We start from the raw sequence: 16,597 nt of genomic DNA, 5'->3' as shown, positions 1-16,597 counted from the left end.
GGCACCAACACCCGTGGATACTCAAGCCTAGGAGCAAGAGGGTTAACGGGCCGTTTAGAGGTGTTTCGAAATGGCGCGGGGCCTTGGCGCGCGGCTTGGACCTTTCGTCGCCGCATTCCGTGCTAAAATCGACGCCTCGAGGGGAGAAAAATCACATGTCAGCCGGGTTGAAGCAGGATCTCTCGCACACCGAGAACAGCAGCGAAGCCGTGGCCTCGGCCACGCGGACCCTGCAACTCGAGGCCGAGGGCTTGAGCGCGCTTCAAGCGGCTCTGACGGCGCATCTCGCCGAGAACTTCACCCAGGCCCTCGATATCCTGCGCGGCTGCCGCGGCCGGGTCATCGTCACCGGCATGGGCAAGAGCGGCCATGTCGGCTTGAAGGTCGCCGCCACCCTCTCCTCCACGGGCACGCCTGCCCTTTTCGTGCATCCGAGCGAAGCGAGCCATGGCGATCTAGGCATGATCACAAGGGACGATGCCCTCCTCGCCTTCTCCTGGTCCGGCGAGACCGTGGAGCTTGGCAACATTCTATCTTACTCGCGGCGTTTCGCCGTGCCGCTTATCGCCATCACGTCGAAACCAGACTCCACGCTGTCCCAAGCGGCCGAGGTGGTTCTCGCCTTGCCACAAGCCAAGGAGGCCTGTCCGCATGGGCTGGCACCCACCACGTCGACCATGATGCAGCTCGCCCTCGGCGACTCCATCGCCATCGCGCTGCTGGAGAGCAAGGGCTTCACGGCGCTGGACTTCGGCGTTTTGCATCCCGGCGGTCAGCTCGGGGCACGGCTGAAATTTGTCGGCGACCTGATGCACCACGGCGATCATCTTCCCCTGACGTCCGTAGACACCGTCATGTCAGAGGCGATCGTCGTCATGACCGAAAAAGCGCTCGGCTGCCTCGGCGTCGTCGACAACGACGGCGTCCTCAAAGGCATCATCACGGACGGCGACTTGCGCCGTCACATGGGCGATGGCCTGCTCGTCGCCCGCGCGGCCGACATCATGACGCCCGGACCCAAGACGGTCACGCCCGACCTCATGGCCTCCGCCGCACTCGAGGTCATCAATTCCTCGTCGATTACGGCGTTGTTCGTGGTCGAGAACGGACGACCTGTCGGCATCATCCACATCCACGACCTGCTGCGCGCCGGCGTGGTGTAGGACCCCGCGCGGGTGGGCGGCTCAAGCTTCGATCTCCTTGTTGTCGGCGGCGGGATTCACGGCGCTGCGGTCGCACGTGATGCGGCCGGACGCGGCCTCAAGGTAATCCTCGCCGAGAAGGGCGACTATGCGTGCGCCACTTCGTCAGCGTCGTCGAAGCTCATCCATGGCGGCCTGCGTTATCTTGAGCACGTGGAAGTCGGCCTGGTGCGCGAATCTCTCACCGAACGTGCCGAGCTCTTGCGCACCGCACCGCATCTCGTCGCGCCGCTAAAGTTCTTGCTGCCCATCTATAGCTGGCAGGAACGCAAAGCTTGGTTCGTGCACGCAGGTCTAACCCTCTACGATCTTCTGTCGTTTGGCGATGGGCTCCCGGCCAGCGGCCGGGTCTCGGCAGCAGAGACCGCACACCTACCTCGCCTGCGCCAAGAAGACTTACGCGCGGTGCTGCACTATCACGACTGCCAGACCGACGACGCGCGGCTCACGTTGAGCGTTCTCCTCGATGCGCGCAGCCGGGGTGCCGATATTCTCAACCGCCGCACCGTGACGGCGATCGCGGCGGCGGAAGACGGCTACACCGTGGAGCTCGATGAACGCGGGACGAAGCGCCAGATCACGGCGCGCTTCATCGTCAACGCGGCCGGCCCCTTCGTCCCCAACATCGATGCCATGACGGAGGCCGCCCCGCCGCCACAAGCTTTGCGCCTGGTGCGCGGCAGCCACATCGTACTTCGTATGCCGGACCCGCCGGAGCCTTGCGCCTATACGCTGCAAGACCAGGGCGAACGCATCGTCTTCGTTATTCCCTGGATCGACGGCCGCTTCCTCATCGTCGGCACGACGGATGTCCCCCATGAGGGCGATCCCGGCACCGCCGAATGCTCGCCGGATGAGAAGTCCTATCTCGTCCACGCCTATAATCGCTATTTCACCACGCCGGGCCGCACCGTCACCGAGAGGGATATCGTCTTCACCTGGTCGGGCGTGCGAGCACTGCATGGCGGGACGGAGACGAAGCCGAGCCGCATCAGCCGGAGCCCCACATTGGTCGCGTGCGCCCAAGGCAGCGGCGGCTTCCTCACGATCTATGGCGGCAAGCTCACCACGCATCGCGCTCTCGCTGAAGACGTGCTCGCAAACCTGGAGACGTTGGGCCTCAGCATGAGCGGCTCTTGGACCAAGAATGTGCCGCTTTATGGCGGCAAGCTCGACCGCGCGGCCTTGGAGGCAAAGGCCGAGGCGGGGCCCGACAGTGTTCCGGCCGCGACACGCCACCGCTGGGCTTTCACCTATGGTGACCGGATCGAGGATCTGTTCGCGCGCCTCAAAGCCGACCGCGCATCGGCCAAGGACGTCGCGCCCGGCGTTCTTGAGGCCGAGCTTGAATATGCAGCCGAAGCAGAGGACGCCATGACGGCGGACGACTTTCTGCTCCGCCGCACCAAACTTCATTTGCTGCTTGACGAACCGGGCCGTAACGCGGTCAGAGAATGGTTCGCTGGAACCTGAGTGGAGAAGACATGCCGCAGTTCACCGTCGAAAAGGGAAAACGCTACCGCGCAACCCTCCAGCTCAGCCTCCTCCAGAGCATCGCGACCAACGAAATGGTTGCCGACGAGTTCCGTAAGGCTGGCTTCACCGATGTGGCGGTCGAAGGCTCGGGCAGCACTCGATACGCAACAGGCTTATGGTCCCAGGACAATGCCACCGCTGAGATGCCCAGCGAGGTCTCCGAGATCACAACGATCGCGTAGCTCAAGCCTCGTCGGCTTCGACCGTTAGAACCGAGCCGTCGGTACCGACCACTTTGACGCGCGCACCCTTGGGCAATTCCGGCCCCTTCACCCGCCAAATCGTATCGCCGACATGGACGCTGCCGCGTCCGTTCTCGATAGGGTCGACAAGCTCGTACGACTGGCCGACCAGCTGCGTGGCGCGCTTGTTGAGCAAAGGTTTGTCGCTCTTAAGCGGATTGCCACGTAAATAGCGGCCGACCAGCAGGATCGAGGCGAGCGACAAACCGCAAAACCAGATGAGCTGCCACTGCCAGGTGATGTCGTAGCGGAAGACGATCAGCGCGGTCGCCAAGGCGGCAGCACCGAACCACATAAAGAAGATACCCGGCGCGACCAACTCCAGCACAAACAGAATTGCTGCTGCGATCATCCAGCTCCAAGCACCAAGCTCAGCGAGCGTCTCCATCATCTCTTGTCCTTCGCGTTAGGCCGAGGGAACCGACCCGCCGGAGCGTCCACCGCGCGGCTTCGATTCCTTTTTTGAGTCGCCGAACGCCTCACGAGCGATCTCGCTGACGCCGGCAATCGCGCCGATCACGGACGAGGCCTCGAGCGGCATGAGGAGCACCTTCTGGTTGTCGGCCGCGGCCAGCTCTTTCAGCGCATCCACATAGTTGTTGGCGACAAAGTAATTGATCGCCTGGACGCTGCCCTTGTTGATGGCCTGACTGACCATGTGAGTGGCCTTGGCTTCGGCCTCGGCCTCGCGCTCGCGGGCCTCGGCATCCCGATAGGCCGCTTCGCGGCGGCCTTCGGCGGCCAAAATCTGCGCCTGCTTGGAACCCTCCGCGGACAGGATCTCCGACTGCCGCTCGCCTTCGGCCTCAAGGATGGCGGCACGCTTGTCGCGCTCGGCCTTCATCTGCCGCGCCATGGCGTCGACCAGGTCGCGCGGTGGCTCGATATCCTTGATCTCGATGCGCGTGACTTTAACGCCCCAAGTGTGGGTGGCGTCGTCGACCACTTTGAGCAAGCGATGGTTGATCTCGTCGCGTTCGGACAGAAGCTTGTCCAAATCCATGGAGCCCATCACCGTGCGGATATTCGTCATGGTGAGGTTGAGGATGGCGCGCTCCAAATCGGTCACCTCGTAGCTGGCGCGCGGCGCATCGAGCACTTGGAAGAAGGCCACGCCGTCGACCCGCACCATGGCGTTGTCGCGGGTGATCACCTCCTGGCTCGGCACGTTGGTCACCTGCTCCATCATATTGAGCTTGCGCCCGATACGATCGATGAAGGGGATGATCAGACTGAGGCCCGGAACGAGCGTTCGTGTGTACCGGCCGAAGCGTTCGACCGTGTAGTTGTAGCCTTGCGGCACGATCTTGACCGCCGCGATGACGATAATCACGAAGAGAACAAGCAGGGCGAGGACGAAGATATCGAAGCCGAACATAAGGCACGCTCCCGTGGTATCCGGCGGCGGCGCCGGGTCTTCAATCAACAGATGGGCGAGTTCTATACCGGATTTACGGCCCGCGGGAGTTCAAACGAACGGTTCTACAGCCCCGAATCTCGTGGAGGAAGGAGCTTGAAGATATCCTGGGCGGCCGCCTCCGCGGCGGCATCCGCGGCAGGCCCCCAGCGGCGGCTGAGCGAGCCTTTGCGGATAACCCGGGACTGGGTCACATTGCTAAGCCGGGTGCCGTCGGGGCCGAATACGATCCAATTGATCCGGATATTCTCCTTGCCCCGGGCCGCAGGCGAGAGGCTGACGATGCCTTGGATCTCATACGCATTGATGGCGGGGCTGCCGGTTACCGTGAAACCCCGGTCGAGCAGACGGTTGGACAGCGCCCGCTCCAGCGCCTCTTTGCCGTCGCCCGGCGCGCCGACCACGTCGACATAGGCGGCAAGTTCGTCGGGGGCCAATTCACCGGCACCATGAGCGGGTATTGCCACGAGCAAGCCAACACAAATGCCAAGCACTGAAAACGCGTTCCAGATCATCCCCCGTGCACTCCTACTCGTCGATCCAGCCTTTGAGTTCTCTCTCGATGAGGTGGACCAGGACGCGAATACCGTCATCGCTGTCATTCAGACACGGAATGGAGCTGAACTGTTCGCCGCCATGCTCCAGAAAAATTTCCCGAGCCTCGCCGTCAATCTCTTCCAGAGTCTCCACGCAATCGGCCGCGAAGCCAGGCGTCAAAATGACCATGCGCTTCACCCCATCGCGCGCCAGCGCCTCCACGGTCTTGTCGGTGTAAGGCTGTAGCCACTCCGCACGACCAAATCGTGACTGGAACGTCGTCTTCAGCGCGTCGCCAAGTGGTCCCAATGCCTCCCGCAAAGCATCCGACGTATCCATGCATTGGCATTGATAAGGATCGCCTTTGTCCACGTATTCCTTCGGCAGGCCGTGATACGAGGCAAGGATCACCTCGGGCTCGAAGTCGAGATCGGCCAGATGCGCCGTGATCGAATTCGCAAGCGCCTCGATATAGACGGGGTCCTTGGGGTATGGCGGCACCGTGCGCAGCGCCGGCTGCCAGCGCATGGTCTTGAGCTTGTCGAAGACCGTGTCGTTGACTGTCGCCGTGGTCGCCGCGGCGTATTGCGGATAGAGCGGAAACACGAGCAGCTTTTCGCAGCCCTGCTTGATCAGCGCTTCCACCCCGGAGGCAATGCTGGGCGTGCCGTAGCGCATCGCCCAATCGACGACGATCTCCTCGCGGTGGCCAAGCGTGTCCGCAACCTTCTCGGCTTGCGCGCGCGTGACGGTGCGTAACGGAGACTCGTCGAGTTCCTCGTTCCAGATGGAGCGATAGGCCTCGCCGCTTTTCGACGGACGTGTGGTGAGCACGATGCCGTTCAAGATAGGCCACCACAGGAGCCGATTGACCTCGATGACGCGGCGGTCGGACAGGAACTCCTTGAGGTAGCGGCGCATCGACCAATAGTCGGTGTCGTCCGGCGTGCCGAGATTGACCAAGAGCACGCCGATCTTTCCGTAGGCAACCGAGCGACAGTCAAAGGTGTCGGAGAAAGCTTCGGTTCGCGGCGCTTCGTTCATTTGCGGCATCCTAAAGAGCCCTGGCCCCTTAGATAGGCCATCGGGCCGGATCCGCCTAGCCTTCTTGAGGCGTACCTTGAGCCGCACCTGGAGCGCCGCGTTCCGCCAATTTCTCGGCATCTACCAGAATTTGAGCGTGGTCGAAGGCAAGCGTGTGCGCCCGCCAATCGCCAACCCAGGCCGCGGAGGCGGCATCGTCGCCGGCCACCGGCGCCGGGGCGGCGGGGAGCTTTGCCAGAAAGGCCATAGACACCGTATGTCCACGGGGGTCGCGATGCGGATCGGAATAGACGCCGACCAGCTGGAGATCCCCGACATCCAGGCCCGTTTCCTCATGCACTTCGCGGCGGCACCCCGCCTCGACGGTCTCGCCGAGATCGACAAACCCGCCGGGCAACGCGAACGCGCCCTTGAACGGATCGTTCTTGCGGCGGATGAGGAGGACGCGCGATTGTGAATCGAAGATGACGCAATCGACGGTCACCGCAGGGGTCTTCGGAAATCCCATGGCAATGAAATCTCGGCGAGAATCTGTGGTGAAGTCTTGTAGCGCTGTCTATGCGGCGTGGGCCTAGCGCGTGTCCTGCACCAGCCGCCTGACTTCTCTCAGCGCCATGGCCAGGACATAGGCGAGGAAGTCGAACCGTTCGGACCGCGCCCCGTCATGAGAAGCACGATCTGATCGGCCATCTTCTTCGCACGCTCACGCGAAGCCTCCCCTGCTCCAGGCGGAGGTAGGTCATGAAAGTCAGACATCGATTTCGCCCGGTGATCCGGCCGGCCCCGAAGGCACCGACACTTCGTTCCTAAAATTTGGCTACGAACCGGTTACTCCGCATGCATCCCTTTTACACAAAGTGGCGTGGTGCTTCCAATCTAAACCGATGACTTATCCTCGGAGTTTCAACCTATCCCTTAGGTTGTGGAACGATCCGAATGTAAGGCCGCGGCGCCTTCCAGCCATTCGGGTAGATGGTCTTGGCCTCGTCGTCGGATACAGAACCGGCAATGATCACGTCGTCGCCTTCGTTCCAGTTCACCGGCGTCGCCACGCGGTGCTTTGCGGTGAGCTGCATTGAGTCGATCACGCGCAGCACTTCGTCGAAGTTTCGGCCCGTCGTCATCGGATAGACCAGGATCAACTTGACCTTCTTGTCCGGTCCAATGACGAAGACGTTGCGGACCGTCTGATTGTCGGCGGCCGTGCGCCCGTCCGAAGTGTCGCCGGCGCTCGCCGGCAGCATGCCGTAAAGCTTGGAGACCTTGAGGTTGGGATCGCCAATCATCGGATAGGTCGGCGCCGTGCCTTGCGTGTCCTTGATGTCCTCGATCCACTTCTTGTGGGACGAGACCGGATCGACACTGAGACCGATGATCTTGACGCCCCGCCTGTCGAACTCAGGTTTGATCTTGGCCATATAGCCAAGCTCGGTGGTGCAGACCGGCGTGAAGTCCTTTGGATGGGAGAAGATCACGGCCCAGGAATCGCCGAGCCATTCGTGGAAACGGATCGAACCTTCCGTGGTGTCCGCCTCAAAGTCCGGGGCGGTATCGCCGAGTTGAAGCGTCATGACTGTTCTCCTCACTGTGATACGGGCGCTGGCTTCAGATGTAGGCGGTCCTACGCCCTGACTGCAATTGGCGTGCGGCAAAAAAGAAACGCCATGCTCACATATGCTCCTTTGGGACAACCTACTTTCTGCCCGCGAGGCATCTCAGAACGGGCGCGACGGGCCGAGCGATGCGGCAAACAAGAGAAGGCCGAGCGTGAACACCAACAGCGCCCCGCCGATGGCGCAGACCGTCCAGACCGCGTCAGCCCAGCGGGCGTTGCCGCCGCCGAGCCTGAGCGCAAGTTCACGCGAGCCCAGCGCCATCGTTGCGAGGATCGACACGGTGATCGCTGTCCCGAACGCCATGGCAAAGGTTGCGGCGACGCCTGCCCAGAACAGGCCTTGCGCGAGAGCGAAGATGAGAACCAGCACCGCGCCAGAGCACGGCCGGATGCCGACCGAGAATACGACAGCAGCGATCTTCTTCCACGAGAACGGTCCGGCAAGCTCGCGCGCATCGACCATGTGATTGCAGGGCTCACAGTCTTCATGACCGTGGTCATGATCGTGGTCGTGATGATGATGATCGTGGTGGTGATGTCCGTGGCTATGCGCGCCACCTCCGCGCCGGCGGGGCCAGAGCCGAATGATCTCGGTCACCAACAGATAGAGGCCGACCAGCGCGATGAGCGCGTAGCTCGCGCTCTCCAATTGATTGACCCAGGCAGTAACCTGGAAGCCGGTTGAGTTGAGCGCGACCACCAGAATGCTCACGAGCACAACCGCCGTGAGCCCCTGGAGCGCGGCGGCAAGAAAAGAAATGTAAATGCCCCGGCGCACGGTCTCCTCGTTGGCCAGCACATAAGAAGAGATGATCGCCTTACCGTGTCCGGGACCGGCCGCATGAACGATGCCGTAGACAAAGCTCAAGCCAGCCAGGAAAAGTCCCGCGGCAAGCGCATCGCCCTCCTTCAGACGCTTGACGGCCGCGGCCAATTCCCGCTGCAGCTTCTGCTGGGTCTGTGCAATCCGACTCAGAAGACCGCCCAACGGTCCCCTTGCTTGAAGCGGCGCGGCTTTCGGTGCGGCAGCCTCTGGCGCAGTGAAGGCAGGCGGTGCGGCTGATGGCTGAGACGGAGTACCGAATGCAGACGGCGGACTCGCTTGCGCCATCGCCTCGGCCGAGGCGCCGAAGAGAAGGGCCACAGCCAAAACCACGACCATCAAAGGGAGCCGGGTCATGACGATGCGCAAGTGACGTTGACGGTCTGGGCAAACTGGGAGCCGTAGTCCGACCCAGGCCCAAGCTCGCTAAAGAAAGACTCGCTGAGGGCCTTGGCGGCCTCGGTAGCTTCCGAATCGGGAGTATCCACCTTGGCTGTGCACCCTTCCGCCGGCGTGCCGGAAACCTTCACCGGAGCTTTCTCGGCGAACCCGAACGCCACAAAGAAGGAGGGGTCGTAGACGTCAATCGTGACATCTTTTGCCTTCGGATCGACAGGGGTCTGCAGCGGCAGTGTGAAGTGCAGCGTGATCGCAGTGCCGTCGTAATCGATCAAATAGTCTTCGGGCGGCTTGAGCGGCAGGAATTTGTCGTTTCCCGCCTCGCGCACGAAGGTGAAGTAGCCGAACTCGTTCAGCGATTCGACATTCACCTTGGCGAGCGGGTCGAGCTCCTCCTTGGAATATTTGCCGTCGCCATCCGCATCGAGTCCCTGCACCGCCATGGCGCTATAGAACTCATCGAATGTCCAAGCGTGGCGGATGCCGGTGACTTTTTGATCCGGCCCGAAAATGATCTCCGAGCGCACCGTCGCCCACACATGAGGGTGTGCGGAAGCACTCGGCGCAAGCCCTGCCACGGCCACGCCGATCACCCACAGGCTCAAGAAGAAATGACGCCCGTGATGGGTCCCGTCAATCAACGCCTAAGCTCCCTCGACTGCGAGCGTGTGCTTAAGCCTGAATTATGGAGGATTGGGGGCTTGGCCAGCAACGCTGCGGCCAGGCCCTGCACAAAAAACAAGCGGGACCCAGCTCCGAAAAGCTGGATCCCGCTCATTGTAGAAATCTTTGCGTGGCTTAGCCGCCTGCCATGCTGTTCGCGACGGACTGGAAAGTAGCCGTCAGGTTGGTACGACCGTACCGACGACGGTGATGATGGCGACGGCGATACCGGCAGCGATGAGGCCATATTCAATGGCCGTGGCACCAGACTCGTCCTTGACGAAACGCACAACAGAAGTCCCCATTTTCGACACTCCCTTCCGAGTTCAAACATCCTCACAACGGCCCCGCCCCGGCCAGTCGCCGTTGGAACCTTGTGCGAAAGCTAGCATTGAACTATTATGTACTGGTTAAACTGATCCAACAGCGACGTAGCTTCTATAGTAAACAAACAAAAAACAAAAAATTTGAGAATCGAGCAAATTCGCCGTTTTTTTTAGTCGAATTAACCCACGCTTTACATCGGCTTTACTTAGCGTTCACCACATCACGACAACTCGGGTTCCGACAGGCACGCGCTGATAGAGATCCGCCACGTCCTGATTGAACATCCGGATGCATCCGTGGCTGACTTCATGCCCCACCGTCCAGGGCGCGTCGGTGCCATGGATCCGGTAGAGGCTATGGCCGAGATACATGGCCCGCACGCCTAAGGGATTCTTGGGGGTGCCCTCCCGGGACATGGGCCGGCAGATTGGGGTTTTCGCGCCGCATCTCAGGCGTGGGCGTCCAGCCGGGGTTCACCCGCTTTTCTCGAACATAGGTCTCACCGGACCATCGCGCATCGCTCTTCGGTGCCCCGATGGGATAGCTGATGGTCTGCTGCTGGGGCAGCACGTAGTAAAGCCGGCGCTGGCTAAACTGGACGATGATGGTCCCAGGCCTATAGCCAGGCGGAAACGTCACCAAATGGCGGGCCGGTACCGGCCGGCGCTGGCTAGAGGCTCCGAAGTCGAAGAGCCCCGCCGAGACTTGGTCCGGCGAAAAGGCGAAAAACACGGCGATTACGGCCGCAAAGGGCCGAAGACCGAGGATACGCATCACAAAAACCCCCGTCTGACTTGTTCGTCCGTTTTGGAGCGATTCTGGTTACTGGAATGCAAACGGCTGTCCTGCCGCGGGAAAAACCCCCGAAAAGACAGGCGAAAGGCGCCCCGCCTTGACTTCGGCCCGACTCAAGGGTAAGAACAAAACAGGAACGAGAGTGGAGTACCCTAGTCATGCGTAACAACGTTCCAGACGGCGACCCCAGTGCCCTCGTTCCGCCGGCTGACGTTGACCAAAGAGCAAGCGGATCCACGGGGAGGGTCCTGATTGAGCAGCTACGGGCTTCGATTCGTGCGCTTGAGCAGGTTCCCGTGTCTCTGGCCACACCCCCCGCACCGGGCGCGGCCCCTCCCCGTCCCGCTTGCTCTTTAACGTCGCCCTCCGCCTCCAACGACAACGCGGAAAGCCCTTTTGGCGCCTTCGAGCAAGGCGGCCTGCACGAGGTCAAGCCGCACGCCTATCGCGATACGCCCGCGGCCCTCGGCTTTGCGCTGTCGGTCATTGCCGAGGCCATGCAGACCCGGCGTGAGGGTCTCGTGCTGTGGTGCCTCACGCAGACCGCCATGCGCGAATGGGGCCGCCCCTATGGACCAGGCCTCTTGCGCGCAGGGCTGGACCCGTCGCGCTTTCTCATTGTCGAGACCCGCACCGCCGAAGAAGCGGCCTGGGCGCTGAAAGAAGGCCTGAAGAGCGGCGCGCTCATCGCCGGCCTGGCGCAGACGGACGTCAAGACACACCTCATTGCCCGGCGCCTCGGCCTTGCCGCGCAAGCCGCCCGCACCCCGTGCCTTCTCCTCTCCTCCCACGGGACTGCGGGCGTGCCCGGGACGCTGACCCGCTGGCGCATCGCCACGGAAGGCAGCGCTCACGTCCCTTTCGATCGAAGCGCACCAGGCACGGCCTGTTGGCGCCTCTCCTTGGAGCGATGCCGTGGGACCGCACCCGGCCGGGATTTCCGTGTGGAGTCGCCGCATGAGCCGGGTGGTCTGCGTGTGGCTCCCCCATCTTCCGATCGAACGGCTGAAGCGGGAGAGAGCGCGCTTAAGGATTACACCGCCGCCGGATGACCGGCCCTTTGCTCTCGTGGGCAATGAGGCGCGCGGTCTCAAACTGACAGCCGTCAACGCGGCGTGCGCCCGGAACGGCCTCTCACCCGGCCTCGGGCTTGCCGATGCCCGCGCCATCTGCCCGCAGCTTCTCACCGCCCCCGCCGCACCGGACAACGATGCCGAGATGCTGCTGGCGCTCGCCCGCTGGGCCTCGCGCTACAGCCCGGCCCTCAACGTGGACGGCGATGACGAGCTGTGGCTCGACATTGCCGGTGTCTCTCATCTCTTCGGCGGCGAAGACGCGCTCCTTGCCGATCTCGCAACGCGGCTCGCGCGCCTTGGCCTGACTGCGCGGCTTGGAGCCGCCGAGACGTTGGGCGCCGCGCACGCGCTGGCCCGCTTCGCGAAAGAGACACCCTCCGTCGCACCCGAAAGCGCTGTGCCCAATGAAACGCTCCACAGCACGCTTGCCTCCTTTCCCGTCGAGGCGTTGCGTCTGGAGTCTGACACCGTGCATCTGCTGCGGCGGCTCGGTCTCAAACGCATCGGCCAGCTTTATGCGCTGCCGCGCGCGAGCCTTGAGCGGCGCTTCCATTCGAAAGCGACCGCGGAATGCGTCCTGCGCCGTCTCGATCAGGCGCTGGGGGCGCGGCATGAGCCGCACGACGCTCTCCTTCCGGCGCCGGACTTTGTTGTGCGGCGCGTCTTTGCCGAGCCGCTCATCACCCATGACGGCATCGTCGCCCATCTCGACCAGCTGGCGGCGGCGCTGTGCCAAACCCTAACGAAGGCCGGCCATGGCGCACGGCGCGTTGTCTTGTGGGCCGCACGCACCGACGGCTCCACCGCCGCGATCGAAGCAGGCATGAGCGCGCCCTCGCGCACCGGCTCTCACCTCGTGCGGCTGTTGCAGGACAAACTCGAAGACATCGACCTGGGCTTCGGCGTCGACTTGATGACGCTGGCCGCGCTTGCCACCGAGCCTCTGCGCGAGGCTCAGGCAAATATCACCGTGGACGCCACTGTCATCACGCCCGAAATCCTGATCGATGCGCTGACCAATCGCTTAGGCCTTCGCGCCGTGCGCCGTCTCTTTCCGCAGGCAAGTCACATCCCTGAGCTTGCGCAAGTGGCGCGTGACGCCTTCGCCGGGCTGTCAGACTGGAGCGATGACGCCGGCAAGCCGCAGCGCCCGCTCTTCCTCTTGGCAAGACCGGAACCTTTATCCGTCATGGCCGAGATCCCGGAAGGCCCGCCCGCCCGGTTTACCTGGCGCCGCATCAGCCGCCGTGTGACCAAGGCGCAAGGGCCGGAGCGCATCGCGCCTGAATGGTGGCGCGCGATCACCGCTCACACCACCGCACGGCCGCGCGACTATTACCGCATCGAGGACACCGATGGCTGCCGCTATTGGGTGTTTCGCGAAGGCCTCTATCAAGACAGTGCGGAGGAAACCCCGAGCTGGTTCTTGCATGGGGTGTTTCCATGAGTGGCCCGCGCTACGCCGAGCTCGACGTCACCACGAACTTCACTTTCTTACGGGGCGGATCTCATGGCGAGGAGCTGGTGGCGGCGGCGAAGGCACTTGGCTACGAGGCCATCGCTATCGCCGATGCCAATACGCTGGCCGGCGTGGTGCGCGCCCATCTCGCGGCGAAAGAAGTCGACATCAAGTTTATCGTCGGTGCGCGGCTGCATTTGCAGGACGCTCCGTCTCTACTCGCCTATCCGACAGACCGCGCAGCTTACGGCCGGCTCTCTCGCCTGCTCACCCTCGGCCAGCGCCGCGCCGAGAAAGGCGACTGCACCCTCTTCCTCGACGATGTCGCCGCGCACGCAGAGGGGCTCATATTCATTGCGCTGCCTGACGATGATCCCTCCCCCTGCAAGGGGGAGGGAGTCGCTGCACGAAGTGCGGCGGCGGGTGGGGGTCAAACCACAGCTTTGCGTGACCCCCTCCCCGACCCTCCCCCTTATAGGGGGAGGGAGGATGCGTTACGCGCATTCGAGACACAGCTCTTGCGTCTCAAGCAGAAACTTTCCGCGCCTCTCTATCTTGCCGCGCATCACACCTATCACGGCGAGGATCGCGCTCGCATCGCACAGCTTGCCGACCTTGCACAACGCGCAGGCACGCCGCTCGTCGCCACCGGCGCCGTGCTCTATCACGCAAGCCACCGCAGAGCTTTGCAGGACGTGCTTACCTGCATCCGCGAGAAGTGCACGATTACGGACGCCGGCTTTCACCTTGAAGCCAACGCCGAGCGGCATCTGAAGCCTCCGCAGGAGATGGCGCGCCTGTTCGAAGGACACGAAGACGCGATTGCCCGCACGATCGAGATCGCCGACGCCTGCTCATTCTCGCTGGACGAACTGAAATATGAATACCCGGACGAGCCGGTGCCGGAGGGCAAGACGCCGCAATCGCATTTGGAGGATCTGACCTGGGAAGGCGCCACATGGCGTTTTTCCGATGGCGTGCCCGACAATGTCCGCAGCACGATCAAAAAGGAACTCGCGCTCATCGCCGAGCTCAACTACGCGCCATACTTTCTTACTGTCCACGATATTGTGCATTACGCGCGGCAGGTCGGCATTCTCTGTCAGGGCCGCGGCTCCGCCGCCAACTCCGTCGTTTGCTACTGCCTCGCCATAACCAATGTGAACCCCACGGAGATCGACCTTCTGTTCGAGCGCTTCGTCTCGCCCGAACGTCAAGAACCACCCGATATCGATGTCGATTTCGAGCATGAGCGCCGCGAGGAGGTGATCCAATATATCTACGCGCGCTATGGCCGCGACCGCGCTGGGCTGGCGGCGACCGTCATCTCTTATCGCGGCCGCTCCGCAGTGCGCGAAGTCGGCAAGGCACTTGGCCTCTCGGAAGATACGGTCGCCGCGCTCGCCACCACCATCTGGGGCTTGAGCAACGCTGAGCTGCCGGAGAAATATGTGCGCGAGGCTGGGCTAGACCCTGCCGATCCGTTGCTCGCGCGCTGCCTCGAACTGGCGCACGAGCTGATCGGCTTTCCTCGCCATCTGTCCCAGCATGTGGGCGGCTTCGTCCTGACGCGCGGCCCTCTGTCGGAGACGGTCCCTATCGGCAACGCTGCCATGGAGGACCGTACCGTCATCGAATGGGACAAGGACGATCTCGATGCGCTGGGAATCTTGAAGGTGGATGTGCTGGGGCTCGGCATGCTCACCTGCATCCGCAAGGCCTTCGCGCTACTGAAAGAGCATTACGGCAAGGAGATCACGCTCGGCACCGTGCCATGGGACGACCCGGACGTGTACGACATGCTCTGCCGCGCGGACTCCATCGGCGTCTTTCAGGTGGAAAGCCGTGCACAGATGAACATGCTGCCCCGGCTGAAGCCCCGCACCTTCTACGACCTCGTCATCGAGGTCGCCATCGTCCGCCCCGGCCCTATCCAAGGCGACATGGTGCATCCTTATTTGCGCCGGCGCGACGGCATCGAACCGGTCGAGTTTCCCTCGCCGCATCCGGACCACGGGCCTCATGACGAACTCCACAAAGTGCTCGGCAAGACCATGGGCGTACCGCTATTCCAGGAGCAAGCCATGCGCCTTGCCATGGTGGCGGCGAAGTTCTCCGGGAGCGAAGCCAACGAGCTGCGCCGCGCCATGGCGACGTTCCGGCGCCGCGGCACGATCGGCACGCTGAAGGACAAGATGGTCGGCCGCATGACCGCGCGCGGCTACCCGCCCGATTTCGCGATGCGCTGCTTCAACCAGATCAAAGGCTTCGGCGAATATGGTTTCCCCGAAAGCCACGCGGCGAGCTTCGCCCATCTCGTCTATGTGTCGTCCTGGCTCAAATGCCATTACCCGGATGTCTTCGCCTGCGCGCTGTTGAATTCACAGCCCATGGGCTTTTATGCGCCCGCGCAGATCGTGCGTTGCGCACGCGAACACGGCGTCGAAGCGCGCGAACCCGACATTAATGCGAGCCTGTGGGACTGCACGCTGGAGCCTCGCGCTCAAGGTGCGCGAAGCGAGGGTGTGCAGACAAATCGCGCTCAAGTAGCGCGAAGCGCGGTAGCGCAAACAAAATGTGCGCTGCGCCTTGGGCTTAGACAGATCGACGGCCTGCGCGAGGAACATGCGCAAACGCTCATCGACAAACGCAGCCACGCGACCTATCGCGACGTGCCGGATCTGTGGCGGCGCAGCGGCGTGGGGCGCGCAAGCCTCGAGACGCTTGCCGCGGCGGATGCCTTCCGCAGCATCGGCCTCGACCGCCGCCAAGCTTTGTGGGAACTGCGCGGGTTGCCGAAGGACATTCCCCTGCCGCTGTTCGAGCATGCCAAGGCCGCCGAGACGGGCACGGAGACGAACATCGCCCTTCCCATCATGTCGCTCGCCGAGCACGTGGTGAACGACTACCGCACGTTGCGGCTTTCGTTGAAAGCGCACCCGATGAGCTTCTTGCGCGCGGACGCCACCGCCGCGCGCATTCTGCCGTGCATCGCACTCAAAGAGACACGCAACGGCGCGCGCGTTTCCGTCGGCGGTGTCATTCTCGTGCGTCAACGCCCGGGCTCCGCGTCCGGCGTGGTATTCATGACCATCGAGGACGAGACCGGCATCGCCAATGCGGTGATCTGGCCCAAAGTGCTGGAGCGGCAACGCAAGGTCGTCATGGGCGCACGGCTCATCGTGGTACATGGCCGCGTGCAGCGCCACGAGGACATTATTCATGTGGTGGCCGAGCGGCTGGAAGACCGCAGCCATTGGCTCTCCCGGCTCGACGACGATAGCGCCTCCATGGAGATCAGCCTCGCTCCTGCCGACCACGTCAAACGTCCCGAGAGCGGCGAGCCGGCCCACAATGGAGAGGCGCGTCATCCGCGCTGGCACCCGCGCTGCCATCCCCGCGAGGCACGCATTGTCCCCAAATCCCGCGACTTTCACTGACTGGCGGGCGCGGCTAAACCCG

The 16,597-nt window shown here is 62.9% G+C and carries 16 protein-coding genes and 1 pseudogene; 6 read left to right on the top strand and 11 right to left on the bottom strand.

Features of this window, described 5'->3' with window-relative positions; translation table 11 throughout:
* The first annotated feature begins 155 nt into the window (after positions 1 to 155).
* The 3 genes from ABY454_RS06980 to ABY454_RS06970 are packed head-to-tail and all read left to right on the top strand — an operon-like array spanning position 156 to position 2,920.
* Positions 156 to 1,163: an SIS domain-containing protein gene (locus tag ABY454_RS06980; RefSeq protein WP_372929457.1), complete on the top strand. Its 1,008-nt coding sequence runs from the start codon at positions 156 to 158 to the stop codon at positions 1,161 to 1,163.
* A gap of 12 nt (positions 1,164 to 1,175) precedes the next feature.
* On the top strand, positions 1,176 to 2,675 hold the full coding sequence (gene glpD / locus ABY454_RS06975; RefSeq protein ID WP_372929456.1) for a glycerol-3-phosphate dehydrogenase: 1,500 nt from the start codon (positions 1,176 to 1,178) through the stop codon (positions 2,673 to 2,675).
* 11 nt (positions 2,676 to 2,686) lie between these two features.
* Complete coding sequence (locus ABY454_RS06970) at positions 2,687 to 2,920, top strand: hypothetical protein (protein WP_372929455.1); 234 nt, start codon at positions 2,687 to 2,689, stop codon at positions 2,918 to 2,920.
* Between the two features lies 1 nt (position 2,921).
* On the opposite strand, the gene ABY454_RS06965 is transcribed toward ABY454_RS06970, so the two are convergent.
* The 11 genes and pseudogenes from ABY454_RS06965 to ABY454_RS06915 form a co-directional block, all read right to left on the bottom strand.
* Positions 2,922 to 3,371 (bottom strand): NfeD family protein, encoded by a 450-nt coding sequence (locus tag ABY454_RS06965; protein ID WP_372929454.1) that lies wholly within the window; start codon positions 3,369 to 3,371, stop codon positions 2,922 to 2,924.
* A gap of 15 nt (positions 3,372 to 3,386) precedes the next feature.
* Positions 3,387 to 4,358 (bottom strand): SPFH domain-containing protein, encoded by a 972-nt coding sequence (locus ABY454_RS06960; protein WP_372929453.1) that lies wholly within the window; start codon positions 4,356 to 4,358, stop codon positions 3,387 to 3,389.
* 104 nt (positions 4,359 to 4,462) lie between these two features.
* Positions 4,463 to 4,834, bottom strand: a complete 372-nt coding sequence (locus ABY454_RS06955; protein ID WP_372929452.1) for a hypothetical protein — start codon at positions 4,832 to 4,834, stop codon at positions 4,463 to 4,465.
* Positions 4,835 to 4,925: 91 nt separating this feature from the next.
* On the bottom strand, positions 4,926 to 5,978 hold the full coding sequence (gene hemH, locus ABY454_RS06950) for a ferrochelatase (RefSeq protein ID WP_372929451.1): 1,053 nt from the start codon (positions 5,976 to 5,978) through the stop codon (positions 4,926 to 4,928).
* A gap of 55 nt (positions 5,979 to 6,033) precedes the next feature.
* A complete protein-coding gene (locus ABY454_RS06945) occupies positions 6,034 to 6,486 on the bottom strand; it encodes an NUDIX domain-containing protein (RefSeq protein WP_372929450.1) in 453 nt (150 codons plus the stop codon).
* Positions 6,487 to 6,886: 400 nt separating this feature from the next.
* On the bottom strand, positions 6,887 to 7,549 hold the full coding sequence (locus ABY454_RS06940) for a peroxiredoxin (protein ID WP_372929449.1): 663 nt from the start codon (positions 7,547 to 7,549) through the stop codon (positions 6,887 to 6,889).
* 144 nt (positions 7,550 to 7,693) lie between these two features.
* On the bottom strand, positions 7,694 to 8,773 hold the full coding sequence (locus ABY454_RS06935) for a nickel/cobalt transporter (RefSeq protein WP_372929448.1): 1,080 nt from the start codon (positions 8,771 to 8,773) through the stop codon (positions 7,694 to 7,696).
* Positions 8,770 to 9,456 carry a DUF1007 family protein gene (locus ABY454_RS06930; RefSeq protein WP_372929447.1) on the bottom strand — a complete coding sequence of 229 codons (687 nt, stop codon included), beginning with the start codon at positions 9,454 to 9,456 and terminating at the stop codon, positions 8,770 to 8,772. The genes ABY454_RS06935 and ABY454_RS06930 overlap by 4 nt, the downstream gene beginning before the upstream one ends.
* 157 nt (positions 9,457 to 9,613) lie before the next feature.
* Positions 9,614 to 9,783: pseudogene (locus ABY454_RS06925) on the bottom strand (Flp family type IVb pilin).
* Positions 9,784 to 10,017: 234 nt separating this feature from the next.
* On the bottom strand, positions 10,018 to 10,176 hold the full coding sequence (locus ABY454_RS06920) for a L,D-transpeptidase (protein ID WP_372929465.1): 159 nt from the start codon (positions 10,174 to 10,176) through the stop codon (positions 10,018 to 10,020).
* Positions 10,160 to 10,579 (bottom strand): L,D-transpeptidase, encoded by a 420-nt coding sequence (locus ABY454_RS06915; RefSeq protein ID WP_372929466.1) that lies wholly within the window; start codon positions 10,577 to 10,579, stop codon positions 10,160 to 10,162. The genes ABY454_RS06920 and ABY454_RS06915 overlap by 17 nt, the downstream gene beginning before the upstream one ends.
* 317 nt (positions 10,580 to 10,896) lie before the next feature.
* On the opposite strand from ABY454_RS06915, the gene ABY454_RS06910 reads away from it, so the two are divergent.
* From ABY454_RS06910 to ABY454_RS06900, 3 genes are read left to right on the top strand one after another with little or no spacing between them, the layout of a single operon-like run.
* Positions 10,897 to 11,652, top strand: coding sequence for an ImuA family protein (locus ABY454_RS06910; RefSeq protein WP_372929446.1), 756 nt, complete (start codon positions 10,897 to 10,899; stop codon positions 11,650 to 11,652).
* Positions 11,558 to 13,123, top strand: a complete 1,566-nt coding sequence (locus ABY454_RS06905) for a DNA polymerase Y family protein (RefSeq protein ID WP_372929445.1) — start codon at positions 11,558 to 11,560, stop codon at positions 13,121 to 13,123. The genes ABY454_RS06910 and ABY454_RS06905 overlap by 95 nt, the downstream gene beginning before the upstream one ends.
* Positions 13,120 to 16,575 carry an error-prone DNA polymerase gene (locus ABY454_RS06900; RefSeq protein WP_372929444.1) on the top strand — a complete coding sequence of 1,152 codons (3,456 nt, stop codon included), beginning with the start codon at positions 13,120 to 13,122 and terminating at the stop codon, positions 16,573 to 16,575. The genes ABY454_RS06905 and ABY454_RS06900 overlap by 4 nt, the downstream gene beginning before the upstream one ends.
* Positions 16,576 to 16,597: the final 22 nt, after the last annotated feature.

This window comes from Methyloceanibacter sp., assembly GCF_041573655.1.
Lineage (GTDB): Bacteria > Pseudomonadota > Alphaproteobacteria > Rhizobiales > Methyloligellaceae > Methyloceanibacter.
The sequence above is the reverse complement of the archived record's forward strand: the minus strand, read 5'-3'. Positions and strand labels throughout refer to the sequence as shown.

Excerpts from the sequence above, each read along its gene's own strand:
- ABY454_RS06970 (WP_372929455.1), top strand. The coding sequence starts at position 2,687 with ATGCCGCAGTTCACCGTCGAAAAGGGAAAACGCTACCGCGCAACCCTC.
- ABY454_RS06900 (WP_372929444.1), top strand. The coding sequence starts at position 13,120 with ATGAGTGGCCCGCGCTACGCCGAGCTCGACGTCACCACGAACTTCACT.
- ABY454_RS06905 (WP_372929445.1), top strand. The coding sequence starts at position 11,558 with ATGAGCCGGGTGGTCTGCGTGTGGCTCCCCCATCTTCCGATCGAACGG.
- hemH (WP_372929451.1), bottom strand. The coding sequence starts at position 5,978 with ATGAACGAAGCGCCGCGAACCGAAGCTTTCTCCGACACCTTTGACTGT.
- ABY454_RS06965 (WP_372929454.1), bottom strand. The coding sequence starts at position 3,371 with ATGATGGAGACGCTCGCTGAGCTTGGTGCTTGGAGCTGGATGATCGCA.
- ABY454_RS06940 (WP_372929449.1), bottom strand. The coding sequence starts at position 7,549 with ATGACGCTTCAACTCGGCGATACCGCCCCGGACTTTGAGGCGGACACC.
- ABY454_RS06960 (WP_372929453.1), bottom strand. The coding sequence starts at position 4,358 with ATGTTCGGCTTCGATATCTTCGTCCTCGCCCTGCTTGTTCTCTTCGTG.
- ABY454_RS06935 (WP_372929448.1), bottom strand. The coding sequence starts at position 8,773 with ATGACCCGGCTCCCTTTGATGGTCGTGGTTTTGGCTGTGGCCCTTCTC.
- ABY454_RS06915 (WP_372929466.1), bottom strand. The coding sequence starts at position 10,579 with ATGCGTATCCTCGGTCTTCGGCCCTTTGCGGCCGTAATCGCCGTGTTT.
- ABY454_RS06980 (WP_372929457.1), top strand. The coding sequence starts at position 156 with ATGTCAGCCGGGTTGAAGCAGGATCTCTCGCACACCGAGAACAGCAGC.
- ABY454_RS06945 (WP_372929450.1), bottom strand. The coding sequence starts at position 6,486 with ATGGGATTTCCGAAGACCCCTGCGGTGACCGTCGATTGCGTCATCTTC.
- ABY454_RS06920 (WP_372929465.1), bottom strand. The coding sequence starts at position 10,176 with ATGTATCTCGGCCATAGCCTCTACCGGATCCATGGCACCGACGCGCCC.